At 73.2% G+C, this 21,778-nt stretch carries 21 protein-coding genes; 14 read left to right on the top strand and 7 right to left on the bottom strand.

Features of this window, described 5'->3' with window-relative positions; all coding sequences use genetic code 11:
• Window positions 1-6 precede the first annotated feature (6 nt).
• The 3 genes from lysS to ACN27D_RS11740 all read left to right on the top strand — a co-directional run bounded on the left by lysS (window position 7) and on the right by ACN27D_RS11740 (window position 5,040).
• Entirely contained in the window at window positions 7-1,515 is a 1,509-nt protein-coding gene (gene lysS / locus ACN27D_RS11750; RefSeq protein ID WP_121683619.1) for a lysine--tRNA ligase, read from the top strand.
• A gap of 120 nt (window positions 1,516-1,635) precedes the next feature.
• Window positions 1,636-1,986, top strand: a complete 351-nt coding sequence (locus ACN27D_RS11745; protein WP_013288952.1) for a histone-like nucleoid-structuring protein Lsr2 — start codon at window positions 1,636-1,638, stop codon at window positions 1,984-1,986.
• Between the two features lie 516 nt (window positions 1,987-2,502).
• A complete protein-coding gene (locus ACN27D_RS11740; RefSeq protein ID WP_120572812.1) occupies window positions 2,503-5,040 on the top strand; it encodes an ATP-dependent Clp protease ATP-binding subunit in 2,538 nt (845 codons plus the stop codon).
• A 237-nt stretch (window positions 5,041-5,277) separates the two neighbouring features.
• On the opposite strand, the gene ACN27D_RS11735 is transcribed toward ACN27D_RS11740, so the two are convergent.
• The gene (locus tag ACN27D_RS11735) at window positions 5,278-6,177 is read right to left on the bottom strand and encodes an A/G-specific adenine glycosylase (RefSeq protein ID WP_421499109.1); all 900 of its coding nucleotides are present in this window, start codon (window positions 6,175-6,177) and stop codon (window positions 5,278-5,280) included.
• A 96-nt stretch (window positions 6,178-6,273) separates the two neighbouring features.
• Here ACN27D_RS11735 and ACN27D_RS11730 point away from each other — a divergent pair, with 96 nt between their 5' ends.
• The 3 genes from ACN27D_RS11730 to ACN27D_RS11720 all read left to right on the top strand — a co-directional run bounded on the left by ACN27D_RS11730 (window position 6,274) and on the right by ACN27D_RS11720 (window position 8,219).
• Window positions 6,274-6,786, top strand: coding sequence for a glycine cleavage system protein R (locus ACN27D_RS11730; protein WP_073829205.1), 513 nt, complete (start codon window positions 6,274-6,276; stop codon window positions 6,784-6,786).
• Complete coding sequence (locus tag ACN27D_RS11725; protein ID WP_091047297.1) at window positions 6,783-7,346, top strand: peptide deformylase; 564 nt, start codon at window positions 6,783-6,785, stop codon at window positions 7,344-7,346. The genes ACN27D_RS11730 and ACN27D_RS11725 overlap by 4 nt, the downstream gene beginning before the upstream one ends.
• Before the next feature lie 105 nt (window positions 7,347-7,451).
• Window positions 7,452-8,219 (top strand): hypothetical protein, encoded by a 768-nt coding sequence (locus ACN27D_RS11720; RefSeq protein WP_421499108.1) that lies wholly within the window; start codon window positions 7,452-7,454, stop codon window positions 8,217-8,219.
• 8 nt (window positions 8,220-8,227) lie between these two features.
• Here the strand turns inward: ACN27D_RS11720 and disA are convergent, their stop codons facing one another.
• The 4 genes from disA to ACN27D_RS11700 form a co-directional block, all read right to left on the bottom strand.
• Complete coding sequence (disA, locus tag ACN27D_RS11715) at window positions 8,228-9,418, bottom strand: DNA integrity scanning diadenylate cyclase DisA (RefSeq protein WP_013288946.1); 1,191 nt, start codon at window positions 9,416-9,418, stop codon at window positions 8,228-8,230.
• A 129-nt stretch (window positions 9,419-9,547) separates the two neighbouring features.
• Window positions 9,548-10,996, bottom strand: a complete 1,449-nt coding sequence (gene radA / locus ACN27D_RS11710) for a DNA repair protein RadA (protein WP_358174019.1) — start codon at window positions 10,994-10,996, stop codon at window positions 9,548-9,550.
• Window positions 10,997-11,099: 103 nt separating this feature from the next.
• Window positions 11,100-11,852 (bottom strand): hypothetical protein, encoded by a 753-nt coding sequence (locus ACN27D_RS11705; RefSeq protein WP_421499107.1) that lies wholly within the window; start codon window positions 11,850-11,852, stop codon window positions 11,100-11,102.
• Between the two features lie 141 nt (window positions 11,853-11,993).
• A complete protein-coding gene (locus ACN27D_RS11700) occupies window positions 11,994-12,824 on the bottom strand; it encodes a UbiA family prenyltransferase (protein ID WP_421499106.1) in 831 nt (276 codons plus the stop codon).
• 45 nt (window positions 12,825-12,869) lie between these two features.
• Between ACN27D_RS11700 and ACN27D_RS11695 the strand changes: the two genes are divergently transcribed.
• From ACN27D_RS11695 to ACN27D_RS11680, 4 genes are all read left to right on the top strand, one after another.
• On the top strand, window positions 12,870-13,628 hold the full coding sequence (locus ACN27D_RS11695; protein ID WP_421499105.1) for a methyltransferase domain-containing protein: 759 nt from the start codon (window positions 12,870-12,872) through the stop codon (window positions 13,626-13,628).
• A gap of 40 nt (window positions 13,629-13,668) precedes the next feature.
• The gene (locus tag ACN27D_RS11690) at window positions 13,669-14,835 is read left to right on the top strand and encodes an acyl-CoA dehydrogenase family protein (RefSeq protein ID WP_421499104.1); all 1,167 of its coding nucleotides are present in this window, start codon (window positions 13,669-13,671) and stop codon (window positions 14,833-14,835) included.
• A gap of 225 nt (window positions 14,836-15,060) precedes the next feature.
• On the top strand, window positions 15,061-16,113 hold the full coding sequence (locus ACN27D_RS11685; RefSeq protein ID WP_121685905.1) for a type III polyketide synthase: 1,053 nt from the start codon (window positions 15,061-15,063) through the stop codon (window positions 16,111-16,113).
• Between the two features lie 39 nt (window positions 16,114-16,152).
• The gene (locus tag ACN27D_RS11680) at window positions 16,153-16,755 is read left to right on the top strand and encodes a hypothetical protein (protein WP_120572819.1); all 603 of its coding nucleotides are present in this window, start codon (window positions 16,153-16,155) and stop codon (window positions 16,753-16,755) included.
• A 63-nt stretch (window positions 16,756-16,818) separates the two neighbouring features.
• Here ACN27D_RS11680 and ACN27D_RS11675 read toward each other — a convergent pair whose 3' ends face one another.
• Window positions 16,819-17,514 (bottom strand): hypothetical protein, encoded by a 696-nt coding sequence (locus ACN27D_RS11675; RefSeq protein ID WP_121685896.1) that lies wholly within the window; start codon window positions 17,512-17,514, stop codon window positions 16,819-16,821.
• Window positions 17,515-17,842: 328 nt separating this feature from the next.
• Between ACN27D_RS11675 and ACN27D_RS11670 the strand changes: the two genes are divergently transcribed.
• The 3 genes from ACN27D_RS11670 to ispF all read left to right on the top strand — a co-directional run bounded on the left by ACN27D_RS11670 (window position 17,843) and on the right by ispF (window position 19,659).
• Window positions 17,843-18,328, top strand: a complete 486-nt coding sequence (locus ACN27D_RS11670; protein ID WP_013288937.1) for a CarD family transcriptional regulator — start codon at window positions 17,843-17,845, stop codon at window positions 18,326-18,328.
• Window positions 18,329-18,381: 53 nt separating this feature from the next.
• Entirely contained in the window at window positions 18,382-19,077 is a 696-nt protein-coding gene (gene ispD / locus ACN27D_RS11665; protein ID WP_421499103.1) for a 2-C-methyl-D-erythritol 4-phosphate cytidylyltransferase, read from the top strand.
• Window positions 19,078-19,176: 99 nt separating this feature from the next.
• A complete protein-coding gene (gene ispF, locus ACN27D_RS11660) occupies window positions 19,177-19,659 on the top strand; it encodes a 2-C-methyl-D-erythritol 2,4-cyclodiphosphate synthase (RefSeq protein ID WP_104114853.1) in 483 nt (160 codons plus the stop codon).
• Between the two features lie 38 nt (window positions 19,660-19,697).
• On the opposite strand, the gene ACN27D_RS11655 is transcribed toward ispF, so the two are convergent.
• Window positions 19,698-20,228 (bottom strand): hypothetical protein, encoded by a 531-nt coding sequence (locus ACN27D_RS11655; RefSeq protein ID WP_421499102.1) that lies wholly within the window; start codon window positions 20,226-20,228, stop codon window positions 19,698-19,700.
• 174 nt (window positions 20,229-20,402) lie between these two features.
• Here ACN27D_RS11655 and ACN27D_RS11650 point away from each other — a divergent pair, with 174 nt between their 5' ends.
• Window positions 20,403-21,755, top strand: coding sequence for a BTAD domain-containing putative transcriptional regulator (locus ACN27D_RS11650; RefSeq protein ID WP_421499101.1), 1,353 nt, complete (start codon window positions 20,403-20,405; stop codon window positions 21,753-21,755).
• Window positions 21,756-21,778: the final 23 nt, after the last annotated feature.

The raw sequence follows: 21,778 nt of genomic DNA, 5'->3' as shown, positions 1-21,778 counted from the left end.
CGTGCCGTGACCGAGCAGAACGCCCTGCCAACAGACCCCGCCGACGACCTTCCCGAGCAGATGAAGGTCCGCCGGGAGAAGCGGGACCGGATGCTCGCCGAGGGCGTCGAGCCGTACCCGGTCGGCTTCCCGCGGACCACCACGCTCGCGCGGCTGCGGGAGCGCTACGCCGACCTGCCCACGGACACCGCCACCGGCGACCGGGTCTCGGTCACCGGCCGGGTGATCTTCATTCGCAACACCGGCAAGCTCTGCTTCGCGACGCTTCGGGACGGTGACGGCACCGAGGTCCAGGCGATGCTCTCGCTGGATCGGGTCGGCGCCGAGCGGCTGGCCGACTGGAAGCGCCTGGTCGACCTCGGTGACCACGTCGGCGTGACCGGCGAGGTGATCACCAGCCGCCGTGGCGAGCTGTCCGTTCTCGCCGAGGAGTGGGCGGTCACCGCCAAGGCGCTGCGCCCGCTGCCGGTGGCGCACAAGCCGCTGAGCGAGGAGTCCCGGGTCCGCCAGCGCTACGTGGACCTGGTGGTCCGCCCGCAGGCCCGGCAGATGGTCCGCACCCGGGCCACCGCCGTACGCAGTCTGCGCGACACCCTGCACGGGCAGGACTTCGTCGAGGTCGAGACCCCGATGCTGCAACTGCTGCACGGCGGTGCGGCGGCACGCCCATTCGTGACCCACAGCAATGCGCTCGACACGGATCTGTATCTGCGAATCGCGCCGGAACTGTTTCTCAAGCGTGCGGTCGTCGGTGGCGTGGACCGCGTCTTCGAGATCAACCGCAACTTCCGTAATGAGGGCATCGACTCTTCGCACTCGCCGGAGTTCGCGATGCTGGAGGCGTACCAGGCGTACGGCGACTACCACACGATGGCCGAGCTGACCCGAAATCTCGTACAGCAGGCCGCGGTGGCGGTCGCCGGCTCGACGGTGGTGACCCACGCCGACGGCCGCGAGTTCGATCTGGGCGGCGAGTGGCGGTCGGTGACGCTGTTCGGTGTTCTTTCCGAAGCGCTCGGTGAGGAGGTCACCGTCCGCACCGAAAGGGCGCGCCTGGTCGAGTACGCGGACAAGGTCGGTCTCTCCGTCGACCCGAAGTGGGGACCGGGCAAGCTGGCCGAGGAGTTGTTCGAGGAACTGGTCGTGCCGTCCCTTCAGGCGCCGACGTTCGTCATGGACTACCCGGAGGAGACCAGCCCGCTGACCCGGGCCCACCGCAGCGAGCCGGGCCTGGCCGAGAAGTGGGACCTCTACGTGCTCGGATTCGAGCTGGGCACCGCGTACTCGGAGCTGGTCGACCCGGTCGTGCAGCGGGAGCGCCTGGTGGCCCAGGCGCAGCTCGCGGCGCGCGGCGACGACGAGGCGATGCGGCTGGACGAGGACTTTCTCCGAGCGATGGAGTATGGAATGCCGCCGTCCGGCGGCATGGGAATGGGAATCGACCGGCTGCTGATGGCGCTGACGGGACTCGGAATTCGGGAAACGATCCTGTTCCCGTTGGTCCGGCCCGAGTAGGCGCTCCCCGCAAGCCTTCTCCGGCTCGTTACCCCGTCCTATTGACGGAACAAGCGCCGGACGGGTTATTGTGCTCGTTGTATTGCAGGAGTACAACCCTGCTCGAAAGGAATGTGGGACGTGGCCAAGCAGATCATTCACAAGCTGGTCGATGACCTGGACGGCGGGGACGCTGACGAGACCGTCAAGTTCGCGCTCGACGGCGTGCAGTACGAGATCGACCTCTCCGCTTCCAACGCCGGGAAATTGCGCGACGTATTCGCGCCGTACATCGCGAACGGAACGAAGGTCGGTCGCGGGGGCGTGGTCGTGGGCGGCCGGGCCGCTCGGGGCCGGGGCGGCGCGACCGCCGACCGCGAGCAGAACCGGGCCATCCGCGAGTGGGCCAAGAAGGCCGGCAAGGACATCTCCGACCGGGGCCGTATCCCGCAGGAGATCGTGGACGAGTACCACGCGAAGGCGGGGCACTGACCCCACCCTCGTCACGGGCGACGCCGACGCCGGACCGGAGTACGACTCCGGGCCGGCGTCGCCGTTTCCGTACCGGGGTCACCGTTGCGCCCCGACGTCCCCGACGTCCCCGACGAATGCCGGATGTCCGGTCCGGCCCACCCCGGCGCGGGTGGCGGCGCCGCCGGGAAGAAATCCCCGCCCGGGGTGGTTGTCCACAGGCGGTGGAGAGTTCATCCACAGGCTGTGGACGACCCGGCGGACCCATCGGTGCCGCCTCCGGTCCACTCGACCGGCCGTTCGGGTGCCGGTCGAATTTCGCTCTGCGCGTACAGGCAGGGGCCCCGGAACACCTCCTGAGCGTGGACGGTTGTCAGAAACGACGTCGGAACGGTCATTCGCGGGGGCACACGACCTCAGCGGAGACGGTCCGCGGCGATAGAGTAAGGAGGCACGGACGCCCGTCCCGGACGTCCGCGCACCGGCCCCGCCGAGATCTGACCATCAAGGCGCACGGCACGTGAGGAGCACGAGGGCATGTTCGAGCGGTTCACCGACCGAGCGCGACGGGTTGTCGTCCTGGCCCAAGAAGAGGCCCGGATGCTCAACCACAACTACATCGGTACGGAACACATCCTGCTGGGCCTGATCCACGAGGGTGAGGGTGTCGCGGCAAAGGCCCTGGAGAGCCTCGGCATCTCCCTGGAGGGCGTGCGTCAGCAGGTCGAGGAGATCATCGGCCAGGGCCAGCAGGCGCCGAGCGGGCACATCCCGTTCACGCCGCGGGCCAAGAAGGTGCTGGAGCTGTCGCTGCGCGAGGCGCTGCAGCTCGGCCACAACTACATCGGCACCGAGCACATCCTGCTCGGCCTGATCCGCGAGGGCGAGGGCGTCGCCGCCCAGGTCCTGGTGAAGCTGGGCGCCGACCTGAACCGGGTGCGCCAGCAGGTCATCCAGCTGCTCTCCGGCTACCAGGGCAAGGAGCCGGCCGCCGCCGGTGCCGCCCCGGGTGAGGCCGCGCCGTCGACCAGCCTCGTGCTGGACCAGTTCGGCCGCAACCTGACCCAGGCCGCCCGCGAGGGCAAGCTCGACCCGGTCATCGGGCGCGAGAAGGAGATCGAGCGGGTCATGCAGGTGCTGTCCCGCCGCACCAAGAACAACCCGGTGCTGATCGGCGAGCCCGGCGTCGGCAAGACCGCCGTGGTGGAGGGCCTGTCCCAGAAGATCATCAAGGGCGAGGTGCCCGAGACGCTGAAGGACAAGCAGCTCTACACGCTCGACCTCGGTGCCCTGGTTGCCGGTTCCCGCTACCGCGGTGACTTCGAGGAGCGCCTGAAGAAGGTGCTCAAGGAGATCCGCACCCGCGGCGACATCATCCTGTTCATCGACGAGATCCACACCCTCGTCGGCGCGGGCGCGGCCGAGGGCGCGATCGACGCCGCCAGCATCCTCAAGCCGATGCTGGCCCGTGGTGAGCTGCAGACCATCGGCGCCACCACGCTCGACGAGTACCGCAAGCACCTGGAGAAGGACGCCGCTCTGGAGCGTCGTTTCCAGCCGATCCAGGTGGGTGAGCCGTCGCTGGCCCACACCATCGAGATCCTCAAGGGCCTGCGGGACCGCTACGAGGCCCACCACCGCGTCTCCATCACCGACGCCGCGCTGGTCGCCGCCGCGACGCTGGCCGACCGGTACATCTCCGACCGGTTCCTGCCGGACAAGGCGATCGACCTGATCGACGAGGCCGGCGCCCGGATGCGGATCCGCCGGATGACCGCGCCGCCGGACCTGCGCGACTTCGACGAGCGCATCGCCCAGGTGCGCCGCGACAAGGAGTCCGCGATCGACGCGCAGGACTTCGAGCGGGCCGCCCAGCTGCGCGACACCGAGAAGCAGCTGCTGGGTCAGAAGGCGCAGCGGGAGAAGGAGTGGAAGGCCGGTGACCTGGACGTCGTCAGCGAGGTCGACGACGAGCAGATCGCCGAGGTGCTCGGCAACTGGACCGGCATCCCGGTCTACAAGCTGACCGAGGAGGAGACCTCGCGCCTGCTGCGCATGGAGGACGAGCTGCACAAGCGCGTCATCGGCCAGGAGGACGCGGTCAAGGCGGTCTCGAAGGCGATCCGGCGTACCCGGGCCGGCCTGAAGGACCCGAAGCGCCCCTCCGGCTCGTTCATCTTCGCCGGCCCGTCCGGCGTCGGTAAGACCGAGCTGTCCAAGGCGCTCGCCGAGTTCCTGTTCGGCAGCGAGGACGCCCTCATCCAGCTCGACATGTCGGAGTTCCACGACCGGTACACGGTGTCCCGGCTCGTCGGTGCCCCTCCCGGCTACGTCGGCTACGACGAGGGCGGGCAGCTGACCGAGAAGGTGCGTCGCCGGCCGTTCTCGGTGGTCCTCTTCGACGAGATCGAGAAGGCCCACCCGGACGTGTTCAACACGCTCCTCCAGATCCTGGAGGACGGGCGCCTCACCGACGGCCAGGGCCGGATCGTGGACTTCAAGAACACGGTCATCATCCTGACCACCAACCTCGGTACGCGTGACGTCGCCAAGGCGGTGTCGCTGGGCTTCCAGGCCTCTGAGGACTCCGAGTCGAACTACGACCGGATGAAGCAGAAGGTCAACGACGAGCTCAAGCAGCACTTCCGGCCCGAGTTCCTGAACCGGATCGACGACACCATCGTCTTCCACCAGCTGCGTCAGAACGAGATCCTGTCGATCGTCGACATCATGATCGCCCGGATCGAGTCCCAGCTGCGGAACAAGGACATGGGTCTGGAGCTGACCGACAACGCGAAGAAGTACCTCGCGAAGAAGGGCTTCGACCCGGTGCTGGGCGCGCGGCCGCTGCGTCGCACGATCCAGCGCGACATCGAGGACAACCTGTCCGAGCGGATCCTGTTCAACGAGCTGACCCCGGGTCAGATCGTGGTCGTGGACTGCGAGGGCGACCCGGAGGACATCGACAAGTCCAAGCTCGTCTTCCGGGGCGCGGACCGGCCGGACGCCGTGCCGGACGCGGTCCCGGCGGACCTCGGCGGCACCGCCGCCACCGGCGCGGACGACGCCGCATAGGGTTCCGCACAGTTCGAGGGCGACGGCCCCGGTAGGCGAAAGCCACCGGGGCCGTCCCCTTTCCATCCCCCCGCCCGCCCGCCCGCCCCACCCGCCCCGCTGCCTGGTCGCCCGACCCCGTCGATCATGAAGTTGACCGCACTCAGCGCCCCATTTGTCCCCGCTAACTTCATGATCAACGGGGTGGGCGGGGGGTGGGGGTGGGAGGGGGTGGGTGCGGGTGGGAGGGGGAGAGGGTTAGGGGAGGGGGACGGCTGGGCCGTCGCCGGCCAGGCGGAACGACTCCTCGCCCACCGGTTCCACCAGGCCGTCGGTGACCAGGCCGGCAAGCGCACGGGCCCGCTGCACGTCGTCGTGCCACACCTGGTCCAGCCGCTGGTGCGGCACCGGGCCGGTGGACTCCCGCAGCACCGCAAGCAGCAGTCCGCGTACCTGCCGGTCGGTGCCGGCGTAGCGCTGCGGGCGGCGGGTCGGTCCCGTGGGTGCGGCCTGCCCGGAGGCCCGCCAGGCGCAGCTCGACTCGACCGGGCAGATCGCGCAGCGCGGCGCGCGGGCGGTGCAGACGACAGCGCCGAGTTCCATGAACGCGGCGCTGGCCAGCGCGGCGGCGGCCGGTTCGATCGGCAGCAGTTCCTCGGTGGCGACCAGGTCGGCCGGACGGGTGGTGGGGCCGGCGTCGGGTTCACCGGCGATCGCCCGGCACACCACGCGTCGGACGTTCGTGTCCACCACCGGGTGCCGCTGCCCGTACGCGAACGCGGCGACCGCGCGGGCCGTGTACGTGCCGACACCCGGCAGCGCCAGCAACTGGTCGAGCCGGTCGGGCACCACGCCGCCGTGCCGCTCCACGATCGCCACCGCGCACTCGCGCAGGCGTACCGCGCGGCGGGGGTAGCCGAGCCGCCCCCACATCCGGATCGCCTCGGCCGGGGTGTCCTCGGCGAGCGCGCGCGGCTCGGGCCAGCGGGCCAGCCACGCCTCCCAGGCGGGCACCACCCGGACCACGGGGGTCTGCTGGAGCATGACCTCGGAGACCAGGATCGCCCAGGCGCCGATGCCGGGCTTGCGCCAGGGCAGGTCGCGGGCGTTGCGCTCGTACCACCGGCTGACCTGGGTGGCGAATGTGGGATCGGACATCGCGCCGCCGATCATGTCACGGCGGTCTTTCCCGCAGGTTGGGCGGGCGGGGTGGCCGGGCGCGATCGATCATGGACGACGGGGCAGAATGTCCGAATGAACGAGCTCGCGATCACCGTCATCGGCCGGGACCGGCCGGGCATCGTGGCCGACGTCGCGGAGGTTCTCGCCCGGCTCGGCGCGAACCTCACCGACTCGACGATGACCCGGCTGCGTGGACACTTCGCGATGACGCTGATCTGCGTGGGCCCGGCCGCCGCCGACGTCGAGGCCGCGCTGGCCCCGCTCGCCGCCGACGGGCACCTGCTGGCGACCGTACGCGCGGTCACGCCGGACGCCGGCAGCGAGCCCACCGGGGAGCCGTACGTGCTGGCGGTGCACGGCGCCGACCGGATGGGCATCGTCGCGGCGATGACCCGGGTGCTGACCGACGCGGGCGGGAACGTGACCGACCTGAGCACCCGGCTGACCGGTTCGCTCTACGTGGTGGTCGCCGAGGTCGAGTTGCCGCCCGGTGTGTCGGACGAGGTGGCCGGCCGGCTCACCCGCGTGGCCGCGGAGCTGGGCGTGGGGGTCAGCCTCCGCCCGGCGGACACGGATCTGCTGTGACCGGGCCGGAGTACGCGGGCCTGGGCGGCTGGACACCGGAGAAGCTCGGCGTCCCCGGTGCGGTACGTCCGGTGGTCACCGCGCCGGAGCCGGTGCTGAGCCGACCCGGCCCGGAGGTCGACCCGACGTCGGCGGAGGTGGTGCGCCTCGCCGCGGACCTGGTGGCGACGATGCGCGTCTCGCCCGGTTGCGTGGGTCTGGCGGCACCGCAGGTCGGGGTGAGCGCGCAGGTGTTCGCCGTGGACGTGACCGGGCATCCGAAGGCGGTCACCGTGCACGGCACGTTCGTGCTCTGCAACGCGCGCGTGGTGGAGGCGTCCCGGTGGAAGGCCGGGCGGGAGGGCTGCATGTCGGTGCCGGACCTGACCGGCGACGTGAAGCGGGCCAGCCGCCTGGTGGTCGAGGGCGCGCTTCCGGGCAGCGGCGAGCCGGTGCGGCTGGTGACGGACGGCTTCGAGGCGCGGGCGCTCCAGCACGAGATCGACCACTGCGCCGGGCTGCTGTTCCTCGACCGGGTGGCCGGCGCGCACGCGATCTACCAGCGCAAGGTCTACCTCTGACGGTGGCGCTCGGAATCCTGTGTGGACGGGTGCGGCCGTACGGCGGCGGGTTCCCGGCGCGTCGGACCACCGAGCCGTGCGCCGCGCGGCTACGGTAGGCGCATCATGCGTCTGACGGTCGGCCCTCTGCCCCCTGCCGTGTACTGGCGGCGTCGTGCCGTCGTGCTCGGAGCAGGGCTGCTCTTCCTGATTGTCCTGTTGTATTCCTGCACCGGTACGGACCGCAACACCGGCGCGCCGGGTACGGACCCGTCCCCGACCGGCTCGGCCGGGGCTCAGCCCGACCCGTCCGGTTCGGTGCTGACCCCGCAGTCGGGCAGCCCGTCACCGACAGCGGGTGAGGCTGGCGGCGGTGGCGCGAACAACGGCGGCGGGAACACCGGTGGCGGCACCACCGGCGACGGCGGGAACACCGGCGGGGGCGCGAACAACGGGGGCGGCAACGGCGGCGCGACCGGTCAGCCGGTTTCCGACGACGGCACCTGCACCGACTCCGAGCTGCTGGTGACGCCGGTGGCGGTGCCGCCGACCGCCCAGCGGGGCACGGTGGTCACGCTGCGCCTCAAGGTCAAGAACGTGTCGAACCGTACGTGCAGCCGGGACGTCGGCGCCGACCTCCAGGAGCTGTACGTCAAGTCGGGCGCGGAGAAGATCTGGTCGTCGGACACGTGCGGCACCGGCAAGGGCTCGGACGTGCAGTCGTTCACGCCGAACTTCGAGCGTTCCTACGAGCTGGGCTGGAACGGCCGGCTGGACAACAAGTGCGCGAACGGGCTGGCGAACGGCGACTTCGCGGCGATCGGCGCGTACCAGGTGTTCGCCCGCGTCGGCACCAAGATCAGCGAGCCGGTGAAACTGACCGTCACCGGCTGAGCGGTCGGTCAGACGTACCGTTCGAGGATGCTCGCCTCGGCGAGCCGGGACAGGCCCTCGCGGACGCCACGGGCGCGGGCGTCGCCCACGCCCTCGACCGCCTGGAGGTCTTCCACTGTCGCGCCGAGCAGCCGCTGGAGGCTGCCGAAGTGCACCACCAGCCGGTCGACCACGGCGACCGGCAGCCGGGGCACCTTCGCCAGCAGGCGGAACCCGCGCGGGCTGACCGCCGCGTCGAGCGCGTCGGAGGCGGACGGGTAGCCGATCGCCTTGGCCACGGCCACGAGGTCGATGAGCTCGGTGGCGCTGAGCAGGTCGAGTTCGACGAGCGCCTCGTCGAGGGTGCGCGACTTGCGGCCGGTCGGCAGGTAGTCGCGGATGACCAGGGTGCGGTCGGCATCCACGCCGGCCATCAGCTCGTCGAGCTGAAGGGCCAGCAGGCGACCGTCGGTGCCCAGTTCCACCACGTAACCGGCGATCTCGTCGGCGATCCGCCGGACCATCTCCAGCCGCTGCACCACCGCCACCGCGTCGCGGACGGTGACCAGATCCTCGATCTCCAGCGCGGAGAGCGTGCCGGAGACCTCGTCCAGCCGGAGCTTGTAGCGCTCCAGCGTGGCGAGCGCCTGGTTGGCGCGGGACAGGATGGCCGCCGAGTCGTCGAGCACGTGCCGCTGGCCGTTGACGTAGAGGCTGATGATCCGCATCGACTGGCTGACCGAGATGACCGGGTAGCCGGTCTGCCGGGCCACCCGCTCGGCGGTGCGGTGCCGGGTGCCGGACTCCTCGGTGGGGATGGACGGGTCGGGCATCAGGTGCGCGCCGGCCTGCACGATCCGGGTGCCGTCGCTGGAGAGCACCACGGCGCCGTCCATCTTGCACAGCTCACGGACCCGGGTGGCGGAGAACTCCACGTCCATCGGGAAGCCGCCGGTGCAGATCTGCTCGACCACCTTGTCGTAGCCGAGCACGATCAGCGCGCCGGTGCGGCCGCGCAGGATCCGCTCCAGGCCGTCCCGCAGGGCGGTGCCGGGAGCCATCAGGGCGAGGTTGGCGCGCAGCGGATCGGCGCCGGCCCCGCCGCCGACGCTTCCGTTGACGCTCACGCTGATGGCACGAGCGGGGTTGCCGCTCACGGCGCCGGTACGGGCGTGCGGCGTCGCCGTTGCGGGCTTGGTGGCATCGCGGTCGATCGGCACGGGCACAGTCTACGGACTGCCATGCGGTGGGTGCTCTCGTGGTTACTGTGATGTGTCACGATGCCCGGCTCGGGCGGGTCGTCACGGGCTGCGTGGCCTGCCGGGAAACGCCCGGCGGATCCCACCGTGTCACTCCGCCGACGCGCGCGCGGCCGCCTGGAGGGCGGATCGCACGTCAGTGACCTCGATCACGCGCATGTTCTCCGGCCCGGCGCCGCTGCTCTCCGGCCCGCACCCCGGCGGCACGAGGGCCAGCCGGAAACCGAGCCGGGCGGCCTCGGCCAGCCGGCGGGGCACCGCACCGACGCGGCGGACCTCGCCGGTGAGCCCCACCTCGCCGATGGCCACCAGATGCGGGTTGAGCGCCAGGTTGAGCCCGCCGGAGGCGACAGCCAGCGCCACGGCCAGGTCGGCCGCCGGCTCGACCACCCGGATGCCGCCGACGGTGGCGGCGAAGACCTCCCGGTCGTGCAGGGTGAGCCGCTCGGTGCGGCGCTGGAGCACCGCGAGGACCATGGCCAGCCGGGCGCTGTCGAGGCCGGAGACGGTACGCCGGGGGGAACCGGCCACCGTCGCCCCGATCAGCGCCTGCACCTCGGTCACCAGCGCCCGGCGCCCCTCCATCGCCACCGTCACGCACGTGCCCGGCACCGGCTCGGAGTAGCGGGTCAGGAACAGGCCGGACGGGTCGGCCAGGCTGCTGATGCCGCCCTCGTGCATCTCGAAGCAGCCCACCTCGTCGGCCGCGCCGAACCGGTTCTTCACGCCGCGCACCATGCGCAGCGAGGAGTGCTTGTCGCCCTCGAAGTGCAGCACCACGTCGACCAGGTGCTCCAGCACCCGGGGGCCGGCCACCTGGCCGTCCTTGGTGACGTGCCCGACGAGCACGGTGGCGATGCCGCGCTCCTTGGCGACGGCGACGAGGGCGGCGGTGACCGCGCGGACCTGGGTGACGCCGCCCGGCACGCCCTCGGTGCCGGTGGTCGAGATGGTCTGCACCGAGTCGAGCACCAGCAGCCCCGGCTTGACCGCGTCGAGGTGGCCGAGCACCGCCGACAGGTCGCTCTCGGCGGCCAGGTAGAGCTGGTCGTGCAGGGCGCCCATCCGCTCGGCGCGCAACCGCACCTGGCTGACCGACTCCTCGCCGCTGACCACCAGCGACGGGCTGCCGGCCCCGGCCGCCCACTGCTGGGCCACGTCGAGCAGCAGCGTCGACTTGCCCACGCCGGGCTCACCGGCGAGCAGCACCACCGCGCCGGGGACCAGCCCGCCGCCGAGCACCCGGTCGAGCTCGCTGACGCCGGTGGGACGGGCCCGGGCGGGCGCGGCGCTGATCGTGGCGATCGGCCGGGCCGGCTCGGCCGGCATCCGCGAGCTGACCACCCGGCCGGAGACCATCGGGCCGGTGACGGTGCACTCGACCACCGAACCCCACTCGCCGCACTCGGGGCACCGGCCCACCCACTTCGGGGGCTGGTGGCCGCAGGCGTCGCACTCGTAGGCCGGGCGGGGTTCGCGGGTGGCGGCGCGACCGCGGCCGGCGCCGGCGCGGGAGGGGGTCGATCGGGGCGTGGTCACCACCGGACGCTAACCGGCCCGTACGACGAAAGCCCACCCGAAACGGCGACACCGCCGGCGTGGCGCTGGCCACGGCGGCGGTGCCGACGGAAGGAGGGAGAGGTCAGTGGCCGCCCTCGGCGCCGCCGTCCTCACCGGCGTGCTCACGCGGGTTCACGATCTTCGACGGCGTGGCCTCCGGGGTCAGCGGGATGCCGATCGGCGCCGGGGTCTTGACGACCTTGCCGTCGCCGAAGTCGAAGGTCAGGTTGACCTGCTGGCCGACGAGCAGCTTCTCGTTCAGGCCGACGAGCTGGAGGAACCGCGGGTTGCCGACGTTGAGCTGGGCGTAGCTGAGCGCCGGGATCTCGATCCGGGCCGGCTGGCCGGCGGGCGCGGACTCGCTCTCGCTCGGCGACGGGCTGGCCGACGGCGACCCGGTCACCTCCAGCGACTGGCTCGGCGACGCGCTCGGGTCGGTGGCGGTCGGCGAGGCGGTCGCCGGCTCGGTGGGCGAGCCGGTCGGGGTGGCGGCGCCGCTCTCGCCCGCGCCGGAACCGGTGAGCACGATCTCCCGCGCGCTGTCGGTGGTGACCGTCACGGTCACCGGCTTCTCGCTGTCGTTGTAGATCACGACGTTGACCGGCGCGTTCGACCCGGCCTCGTAGCCCTTCGGGCCCGGGAACTGCACGTAGAGCCCGCGCACCTTGTACAGGTTGTCGGAGGTCTGGACGTTCACGCCCTGTACCGACGGGATCTTGTTGGCGGTCTCGGAAATCTGCCCGGCGCCGCACCCGGACAGCAGCAGGCTCGCCGCCGCCGCCGTGCCGGCCAGCAGCAGGGCCGGCCCCCGGGAACCCCTGATCGAGCGCGTCACGTCGGTCCTCCTCGTCACGATCCCCGCCCGGTCGACCACCGGGCACGGGGTGGCCATACCCGCGCAGACCGCGCTCCAGGGTAGTTGGAGCTGATCGAGGCCCGCACGCGGACCCGGCAATGCCACCTCGGAGGGGACTCCTCAGACCAGCCGGCCGCTCGTCACCAGCAGCACCACATCGATGAGCGCCACCACCAGCACCGCCCGGAAGGCGGTCGCCGAGCGTCCGGCGGTCGCGCGTCCCCCGTACCAGCCGACCGCCGGGACGGCGACGGCGGCGGCGACCGCCGACAGGCCGGTCCACGACGGCGGCCCGGGCGGGCCGAGGACCAGCGCGACGGTGGCCGCGAGCAGCAGCCCGGCGGCGGCCAGCCGGCTGCCCACCGGCCCGAACCGGTGCGGCAGGCCGCGCACCCCGGTCCGGGCGTCGTCGGCCAGGTCCGGCAGCACGTTGGCGAAGTGCGCCCCGGCGCCGAGCAGCGCGGCGGCGCCCACCAGCCAGGCCGGGGGCACCGGCGAGCCGGGCAGCGCGAGCACCACGAACGCGGGCAGCGCGCCGAACGAGACCGCGTAGGGCAGCACCGACACCGGCGTCGACTTCAGCGGCCGGTTGTAGAGCAGCGCGGAGACCAGGCCCAGCGTGGCGCAGGCCGCCGCGGCCGGGCCGCCGGCCAGCGCCAGCACCGGCACGGCGACGGCGGCCACCGCGGTGGCCCGGGCCAGCGTCGGCCGGGTGACCTCGCCGGTGGTCGCCGGTTTGTCGGTACGCCCCACCGCCGCGTCCCGGTCGGCGTCGATCAGGTCGTTGCTCCACCCGACCGCGAGCTGGCTGGCCAGCACCGTCAGCGCCACCGCCACCACGCCTGCCGCGGAGTGCCCGACGCCGGCGGCGAGCAGCGCGGCGACGACTGTGACCGCCGCCGCGGGTTCCGGATGGCTCGCCCTGACCAGCCCTAACACCCGTGTCGACATAAGGGAAGTCTGGTCGTTACCGGGCAGTCGTGCCACGCTCGACGCATGCCCGACGCGTCGCCGGTGTCCACTCCGTACCGGGTGCTGCCGCCGAACGACCCGCGGCAGTACGACGACCTGGCCGGTGAGTGGTGGCGGCCGGACGGCGCGTTCGCGATGCTGCACTGGCTGGCCCGGGCCCGGGCGGCGCTGGTGCCGGCCGCGTCCACGCCGGACGATCTGCTCGTCGACCTGGGCTGCGGCGCCGGGCTGCTGGCGCCGCACCTGGCCGGCAAGGGCTACCGCCACGTCGGGGTGGATCTCACCCGCTCCGCGCTCGACCAGGCCGCCGCGCACGGCGTGACTGTGGTCCAGGCCGACGCGACGGCGGTGCCGCTGGCCGACGGGTGCGCGGCGGTGGTCTCCGCCGGTGAGCTGCTGGAACACGTGCCGGACTGGCGGCGGGCGGTCGCCGAGGCGTGCCGGCTGCTGCGCCCGGGCGGCCTGCTGGTGCTGGACACGCTAAACGACACGCTGTTGGCCCGGCTGGTCGCGGTGGAGCTGGGCGAAAGGCTGCCCACAGTGCCGCGCGGCATCCACGATCCACGGTTGTTCGTCGACGCCCGCGCGCTGGTCGCCGAGTGCGCCCGGCACGGCGTGTCGCTGACGGTGCGCGGGGTCCGCCCGGAGCTGGGCGGCACGCTGGCCTGGCTGCTGCGCCGCGTGCGCGGCGGCGCCGACCGTCCGGACCGGACCGAACCCCGCATCGTGCCGACCCGGTCGACTGCGGTGCTGTACCAGGGCTGGGGGCGCCGGGGCGGGTAGCCGGGGCCGCCGGGGGTAAAGGACGCGAGGAGGGGGCGACATGACTGTGCACGCGCTGGAGGCGGCCCGCCGGTTGGCGCCGCGACTGGCCGCCCGCGCGGCCGAGCACGACCGGGACGGCTCGTTCCCTGTGGACGACTTCGCGGATCTGCGGGCGGCCGGGCTGTTCGGCCTGATGGTGCCGCCCGAGCTGGGCGGTGCGGGTGCGAGCTTCGCGGAGTACGCCGCGGTCGCCACCGAACTGGCCCGGGGCAACGGCGCGACCGCGCTGGTGTTCAACATGCACGCCTCGGTCACCGGCGCGCTGGGCGCGGTCAACGAGGAACTGGCCGAGGCGCTCGGCGTGCCGGACGAGGCGCTCGCGGCGCGCGACCGGCTGCTGCGCGCGGCGGCCGACGGCGCCTGGTACGCGGTCGCGATGAGCGAACGCGGCGCCGGCGCCCGGTTGTCCCAGCTCAGCACCGTCTACGAGCCGGTCGAGGGTGGCTGGCACATCAAGGGCAGCAAGACGTTCTGCTCCGGCGCCGGCCACCCGGACGGCTACCTGGTGGCCGCCCGCAGCGCCGCAGACCAGTCGGTGGTGTCGCAGTTCCTGGTGCCGGCCGGGGACGGGATCACGGTCGAGTCGACCTGGGACTCGCTCGGCATGCGGGCCACCTCCTCGCACGACGTGCACCTGGACGTGACGGTCCCGGCCGACCGGCTGCTCGGCGGCGTCGAGGGGCTGGCCCTGGTCGTCGCCCAGCTCATGCCGCACTGGCTGGTGGCGAGCTACGCGGCGGTCTACGTCGGCGTGGCCCGGGCCGCCATCGACGCCGCGGCCGAGCACCTCAACGCGCGCAACCTCGCCGGCCTGCCCGCCGTACGGGCGCGCCTGGGCCGGGCCGACGCGGCCACCGCCGCCGCCGAACTGGTGGTCGCCGAGGCGGCCCGCCGGGTCGACGAGGCGCCCGGCGACGCGGAGACGAACCGTTGGGTGTGGCGGGCCAAGCTGCTGGCCGGTACGACCGCCGCGGAGGTGGCGGCATCGATGCTGGAGGCGGCGGGCACGTCGGCGACCCGGCGCGGGCATCCGCTGGAGCGGCTCTACCGGGACGCCCGCTGCGGCTCGCTGCATCCGGCCACGTCCGACGTGTGCGCCGACTGGCTCGGCATCGCCGCACTCGGCGGCGACCCGGACCGGGACAGCGCGCTCCCTCGTTGGTGAGCGCGAGGAGTGAGCCGGTTTTGCGAGCCCCGCAGTCGCGAACGAAGGGCGGCACGGTGAGCGCGAGGAGTGAGCCGGGTTTGCGAGCCCCGCGGTCGCGAACGAAGGGCGGCACGGTGAGCGCGAGGAGTGAGCCGGGTTTGCGAGCCCCGCAGTCGCGAACGAAGGGCGGCGCTGTGACCAAATTGGGCGCGAGGAGTGAGTGAAGGGCGAGGGGTGGGGGACGTGGGCATACCGGTGATCGCGGGTCTGGGTACGGCGCAACCGCCGGCCGCGATGCAGGACGAGCTGTGGACGGGCTTCTTCGCGGGGCACTTCCAGGGGAACACCCGGGCGCTGGCCGAGCGGATCTTCGCGAACTCGGGCGTGACCCGGCGGCAGGCGGCGGTGAATCCGCTGCTGGAGGACGTCTCGGAGTGGCCGACCGAGCGCCGCATGCGCCGCTACCAGGTCGAGGCGCTGCCGTTGGGCAAGGAGGCGGTCAGCCGGGCACTCACCGCCGCCGGCCTGGACGCCGCCGACGTCGGGCTGTTCATCGTCTGCTCGTGCACCGGGTACGCCACCCCCGGGCTGGACATCCTGCTCGCCCGGGACCTGGGCATGTCCCCGAGCACCCAGCGCATGTTCGTCGGGCACATGGGCTGCTACGCGGCTCTGCCCGGGCTGGGCGCGGCGAGCGACTTCGTCACCGCCCGGGGTCGGCCCGCGCTGCTGCTCTGCGCGGAGCTGACCAGCCTGCACATCCAGCCGCCGGGTGCCCGGGTGGACACCCAGCAGATCGTCTCCCACGCGCTGTTCTCGGACGCCGCGGTCGCCGCCGTGGTCGTCCCCGGCGGCCGGGGGTACGCGCTGCGCGAGGTCACCTCGGTCACCGACACGTCCACCGCCGACCACATGACCTGGGACGTCACCGACACCGGGTTCCGGATGGGGCTGTCGCCGAAGGTGCCGCAGGTCCTCTCCCGGCACGTGCAGGATCTGGTCGACGACCTGTTGGCCCGGCACGGGTGTGAGCGCTCCGACGTGGACGGCTGGGCGGTGCACCCGGGCGGGCCGCGGATCCTCAACGTGGTGGAGCGTGAGCTGGCGCTGCCGCCGGACGGGCTCGCCGCGTCCCGGGGGACGCTCGCCGAGCACGGAAACTGCTCGTCGCCGACGGTGCTGCTGATCCTGGACCGGCTGTGGCGTACGGAGCCGTCACCGCCGCGCTGGGTGGTGATGCTCGCGTTCGGCCCGGGCCTGACGCTCTACGCGGTGCTGCTGGAACGGGTGGGTTGACGGCTCGCCCCGCCCGGGCCGCGCGGATACGCTGCCGTCATGGCCTCCGAGGAGCGGGACGGGCGGGTGCTGCTGGCCGTCCTGACCGTTCTGGCGCTGGCGGCCGGCGCGGCCTGGTGGCGGTCGGCGGCACCGGAGCCGGGTGCGGTCACGGCAGTGCCGGCGCCGCCCCCGAGCGCCGAACCCATCGCCCGCACCTGGCGGGTCGACCCGTCGACAGGCGACGCCTGGCCGGCACGACCGGGGCGCGACCCGACGGCCCGGGCACTCCGTGCGCCGGCCACGGCACCGGACCGGTCGGTGGTGATCCGGGTCGAGGACGACGGCACCTCGCATGTGCTCCAGGTGTCGCACGTGGTGTGGCGGGAGACGTCCGCGTTGACGCCGGACGGGCCGCCGGTCGTACGGCAGGTGAATCCCTCGCGGGGCGACGACTACCGGCTGACGGTGAGCTGCTCCGGGGACGGGGCGGTCGCCGTGCAGCTCTCCGGTGCCGGGTCCGGCGACGCGCGTCGGTTCCTCCGGTGCGGCGGGCGACTGGAGCTGCCCTTGCTGGGTGGCACGGGCGCACCGGTGCTGGTGCGGTTCACCGCTGTACGCGGCCGGGCCGAGCTGGACGCCCGGCTCGAAGCGCTCTACTGACCGCTGTGGCGCGCCCCGCGTCGGCGGCTCGGCCGCCCCGCTCGCGTCCTCGCCCCCGGCGGCTCAGCCACCCAGCCGGGCCAGGTCGGCGCCGTAGTCCGACAGCGGGCCCAGTTCCGGCACCACCCGGACCAGTGAGCCCTGCCGGTCCACGAGCAGCGCGGCGGCGGTGCCGGGGTGGGGCGACAGGTGCAGGTAGGAGCGCAGCCCGCCGGCCGGGTCGCCGAGCGGGCGTACCCCGGGGACGCTCGCCGGTCCGGCGCTGCGGCCCTCGGTCACGGTGACCACCGTGACGCCGGGCGGGGCGGCGCGTGCCGCGGTGCCGACCTGCTCGGCGCAGGCGCAGGCGTCGACCAGGATGATCATGGAGGGCAGCAGGCTGCGCAGCGGTACCGGCGTGTCGTCCGCGCCGACCAGGTCCAGCGCGGGCAGCGGGCCGACCGGTTGCGGCGCGGTGGTGGAGCGGGGGAGCACCGTCGGCGCGCCGGACCGCGCGCCGGCACGTGGCCAGGTGACGGCGGCCAGCCCGGCGAGCGTGACCAGCACCGACACGAGCAGGATCAGCGCGGGCAGCCCGAGTCGGGCCGGACCGGTACGCCGGCCGGAGCCCTGCCGCGCGCGGCGCAGCTCCCGGCGGACCTGCCGGGCCTCGTCGGCGAGCGCCGAGGCGTCGTCCGGTACGACCACCCGGCCCCACTCCGGGGGCAGGCCGGGCAGCCCGTCCGGCGGCCCCTGGCCGTCAGCGTCAGGCACGCCCATCGGACCCCCAGGAACGTCTCGGTGAGCGGACGTCACGTCCCTCACCAGCGTCCCGCACCGGCCGCCGTAACGCCACACCTGGGCGCGGACCGAGTTGCGGAGCTACCATGGAAGGAGCGCATTGCCCTAGATCTGGACGCTCCCGTCACCCGTTACCGGGTTGTCACGTGTTCCTCACGGAGCGTGTCGAAAGCATCGGTTTGACCGCCTGTCAAGCTGAAGAAATACCTCTCACAGGGCCCCTGAGCTGCGCCAACGGTCAGGACAGCGGTGAGACATCGGTGCCTGAGCGTGTTACCCTAGACACAGCGAAAGGGGTTTCGAACCTATGGTTTTCAGTGTCGGCGAGACCGTTGTTTACCCCCACCACGGGGCCGCACTCATCGAGGCAATCGAGACTCGGGTCATCAAGGGCGAGCCCAGGGAATACCTCGTCCTGAGGGTCGCGCAGGGTGACCTGACGGTCCGGGTGCCCGCCGAGAACGCCGAGATCGTGGGTGTGCGCGAAGTGGTTGGCGAAGAGGGCCTGGGCAAGGTCTTCGACGTGCTCCGTGCACCGCACACCGAGGAGCCGACCAACTGGTCGCGGCGTTACAAGGCGAATCTGGAGAAGCTGGCCTCCGGTAACCCGCTGAAGGTGGCCGAGGTCGTCCGCGACCTGTGGCGCCGGGAGCGGGAGCGGGGCCTGTCGGCGGGCGAGAAGCGGATGCTCGCCAAGGCTCGTGACATCCTCGTCGGCGAGGTCGCGCTGGCGGAGAAGAGCACCAAGGACGAGGCCGAGACGCTGCTCGACAAGGTGCTGACCGAGGCCTGATCCACGCCTCTGCCTCTACCCACCCCGCAGCGAACGAATCCGAGGACCGCGACGTGACCGCGCAGCTCAATCCGCGCGGTGACGTCGCGGTCCTCGTTCCTGCGGCCGGTGCCGGGGTACGCCTCGGACCCGGCGCCCCGAAGGCACTCCGGTTGCTCGCCGGCGAGCCGCTGCTGGTGCACGCGGTCCGCCGGATCGCCGCCGCCCCCTCCGTGCACACGATCGTGGTGGCCGCGCCGGCGACCGAGGTCGAGGCGGTACGCGCGATGCTCGCCCCCGTCGCCCCGGTGACAGTGGTGCCCGGTGGCGCCGAACGCCAGGAGTCGGTGGCGGCCGCCCTCGCAGCCGTACCCGCCGGTCCGGAGATCGTCCTGGTGCACGACGCGGCCCGCGCGCTCACCCCGCCCCACCTGGTCGAGTCGGTGGCCGCGGCGGTCCGCGACGGGCACGACGCGGTGATCCCGGTGCTGCCGGTGGTCGACACGATCAAGGAGGTCGACGCGGCCGAGCGGGTGCTCGGCACCGTCGACAGGTCAGCGCTGCGCGCGGTGCAGACGCCGCAGGGCTTCCGCCGGTCGGTGCTGGTCGCCGCCCACCGGTCGGCGGCTGACGCGCTGACCGACGACGCCGGGCTGGTCGAGAAGCAGGGGGGCGCGGTGACCTGCGTACCCGGCTCCGAGACGGCCCTGAAGATCACCCGCCCGTTCGACCTGGCCCTGGCCGAACACCTGCTGGCCACAGGCGCCTGACGCGCGCCGCTCGGCGGCTTCGAGATCTTGGTACGAAACGGCCCCCATAGGGGCCCCTTGCTACCAAGATCTCTCCCGGCGTATGCGTACCCTCTGGTCATGATCGTTCCTCGGGTGGCTGTCGGCACCGACGTGCACGCGTTCGCGGCCGGGCGGCCCTGCTGGGTCGCGGGCCTGCACTGGCCGGACCAGGACGGCCTGGCCGGTCACTCCGACGCCGACGTGGCGGCGCACGCCGCCTGCAACGCCCTGCTCTCCGCCGCCGGTCTCGGTGACCTGGGCGCGAACTTCGGGGTGGACCAGCCGGAGTGGGCGGGCGCGTCCGGGGTGGCGCTGCTGACCGAGAGCGCGCGCCGGGTACGGGCGGCCGGCTTCCAGATCGGCAACGTGTCGGTGCAGGTGGTCGGCAATCGCCCCAAGATCGGGCCGCGCCGGGAGGAGGCGCAGCGGGTGCTCTCCGAGGCGGTCGGCGCGCCGGTGACCGTCTCCGCGGCCACCACCGACGGCCTGGGCTTCACCGGGCGTGGGGAGGGGCTGGCCGGGATCGCGGTGGCCCTGGTCTACGAGGCGCCGGCCGGCTGACGCGGCGACCGGCGACGCCGGCCACCGCGTCCGGCGGATCAGTCGACGTCGGTGCAGACGTCGTGGGTCGTGCCGTGGAGCATCGTGATGGTCTTGTCGTACGTGGGGGAGAACTCCACCCGGAACTGGCCGTCGACGATCCACAGCCCCTTCGGCAGCGTGCCCGCGTTCTCCCGGAAGCCGAGCAGCACCGGCCCCGTCACGTACCAGGTCATCGAGCCGTCGGTGCGGTAGACGACGAGGGAGGTGCCGCTCGCGTCCGCCGTGGACGTGGCACCGGTCTCCAGGTTTGTCACCCGGTTGATCAGTGCGCCGGTGAACAGTTCCCGCTTCGGCGTGCCGTCCGGGTAGGTCTCGATCGTGAGCTTCCGCACCTCGTCCACGATCGGCTCGACCCGTACCGCGAACTCGCATCGCGCGCCGGCGGGCATCTCGAACGCGGCCTGGGGCGCCGGCTCCCAGGCGCCCAGGGCGAGATGCCGCTCCGGCGCGGCGGACGCCGAGCCGGGCAGGGCCGCGACCACCGCCGCCACGACGCTCGCCACCGCGATACTCATCCTGAACCGCATGTTCCACTCCATCCGTCGCTGGTCCGGACCCTGAGCATCACCGGGGCGGATCACCACCGGCTCACCGCGCCGGGTGGCCCCCGTCGAGCGGGCGGACCCGGCCGGGCGGGATCCTCACCACGCCATCACCGCCGGGCGACAACCCCCGGCCCAGGCCGGATCGTCCTGTTCGGTATGGAGTTCCGCCTGCTCGGGCCGTTCGAGGCCCGCCACGACGGCCGGCCGGTCGAGGTCGGCAGCCGGCGCCAGGAGCGTTGCCTGCTCGGGGTGCTGCTGCTCGACGTGGGCCGGGTCGTGCCGACCGACCGCCTCATCGACCTGCTCTGGAACGGCCGGCCGCCGGCCACGGCCCGGAGCGCGGTGCAGACGTACATCGGGCGGCTGCGGGGCTCGCTCAACCCCTACGGGGTGCGGATCAGCACCCGGGGCGAGGGCTACGTGGTCGAGGAGGACGGGCACCGGGTCGACGTCGACGAGTTCGCCGACCTGGTCCGGGCGGCCGGGAGAGCCGCCGATCCCGCCGAGCGGGTGCGCTCGCTCGACCGAGGGCTCGCCCTCTGGCGCGGGCCGTTGCTCGCCGACGCGGCGGACGACGAGTTGCGGGACCGGCTGCACGGCACGGTCGAGGAGCTGCGCCTGGTCGCCGTGGAACTGCGGGCCGAGGCGCAGCTCGCGCTGGGGCAGCACGCGCGGGCGATCACCGAACTGATGCCGCTGGCCGCCCGGCACCCGACCCGGGAACACCTCGTGGCGGTCCTCATGACCGCGCTGTACCGGGGCGACCGGCGGGCCGACGCGCTGCGCCTCTACCGCACCACCCGGGAACTGCTCGTGGCCGACTTCGGCGTCGAGCCGGGACCCCGGCTCCGGGAGGTGCAGCGCCGGGTGCTCGCGGGCGACGACCGGCTGGACCGGGCCGGCCGGCCGATGCACGAGATCCGGGTCGGCGACGAGAGCCTGCCGTGGAGCGTGGGCGGCCACCCGGCCCTGGACTTCTGCAACACGTTCGCCGGCTGGGGGCACGAGCCTCCGTTGCCCGGCGCCGAGTGGCTGCGCGGCTACCGGACCCTCGCCGTCTGGGCCGGTCACGTCGGGCTGGTGGACGAGGTCTCGACGAACCGCCTGCTGCACCTCGCCCGCCGTGACCCAGCGGCGGCGGAGGCGGTGCTCGGCGAGGCCCGTACGCTCCGCGCCGCGCTCTACGCCAGTTTGGTCGACCCGGACGACGGCCCCGCCTTCGAGACTGTCGCGCGGGCCGCCGAGGCCGCCGCCCGTACGCTCGTCTTCCGGCGTGAGGCCGACGGACGCGGCCGCTGGTGGCCGGACCTGGCGGCCGGGCTGCGGCTGCCGGTGCACGCCGCCGCGTTCAGCGGCGCGCAGCTGCTCGCCGATCCGGCCCGGTTCACGGTGCGGGTCTGCCCGGACCGGCGGTGCGGGTGGCTGTTCCTGGACGAGAGCGGACTGCGCCGATGGTGCAGCCTGGGGACGTGCGGCGGCCGGGCGGGCGCGTCCTGCCGGAGTGCCTGACGCCGGGCACCCTCGGCGAGCGG

It is taken from the genome of Micromonospora sp. WMMD1274, assembly GCF_049179035.1.
GTDB classification, from domain to species: domain Bacteria; phylum Actinomycetota; class Actinomycetes; order Mycobacteriales; family Micromonosporaceae; genus Micromonospora; species Micromonospora tulbaghiae.
Note: the sequence above shows the minus strand (reverse complement) of the source record. Positions and strands in the feature narration are given on the sequence as shown.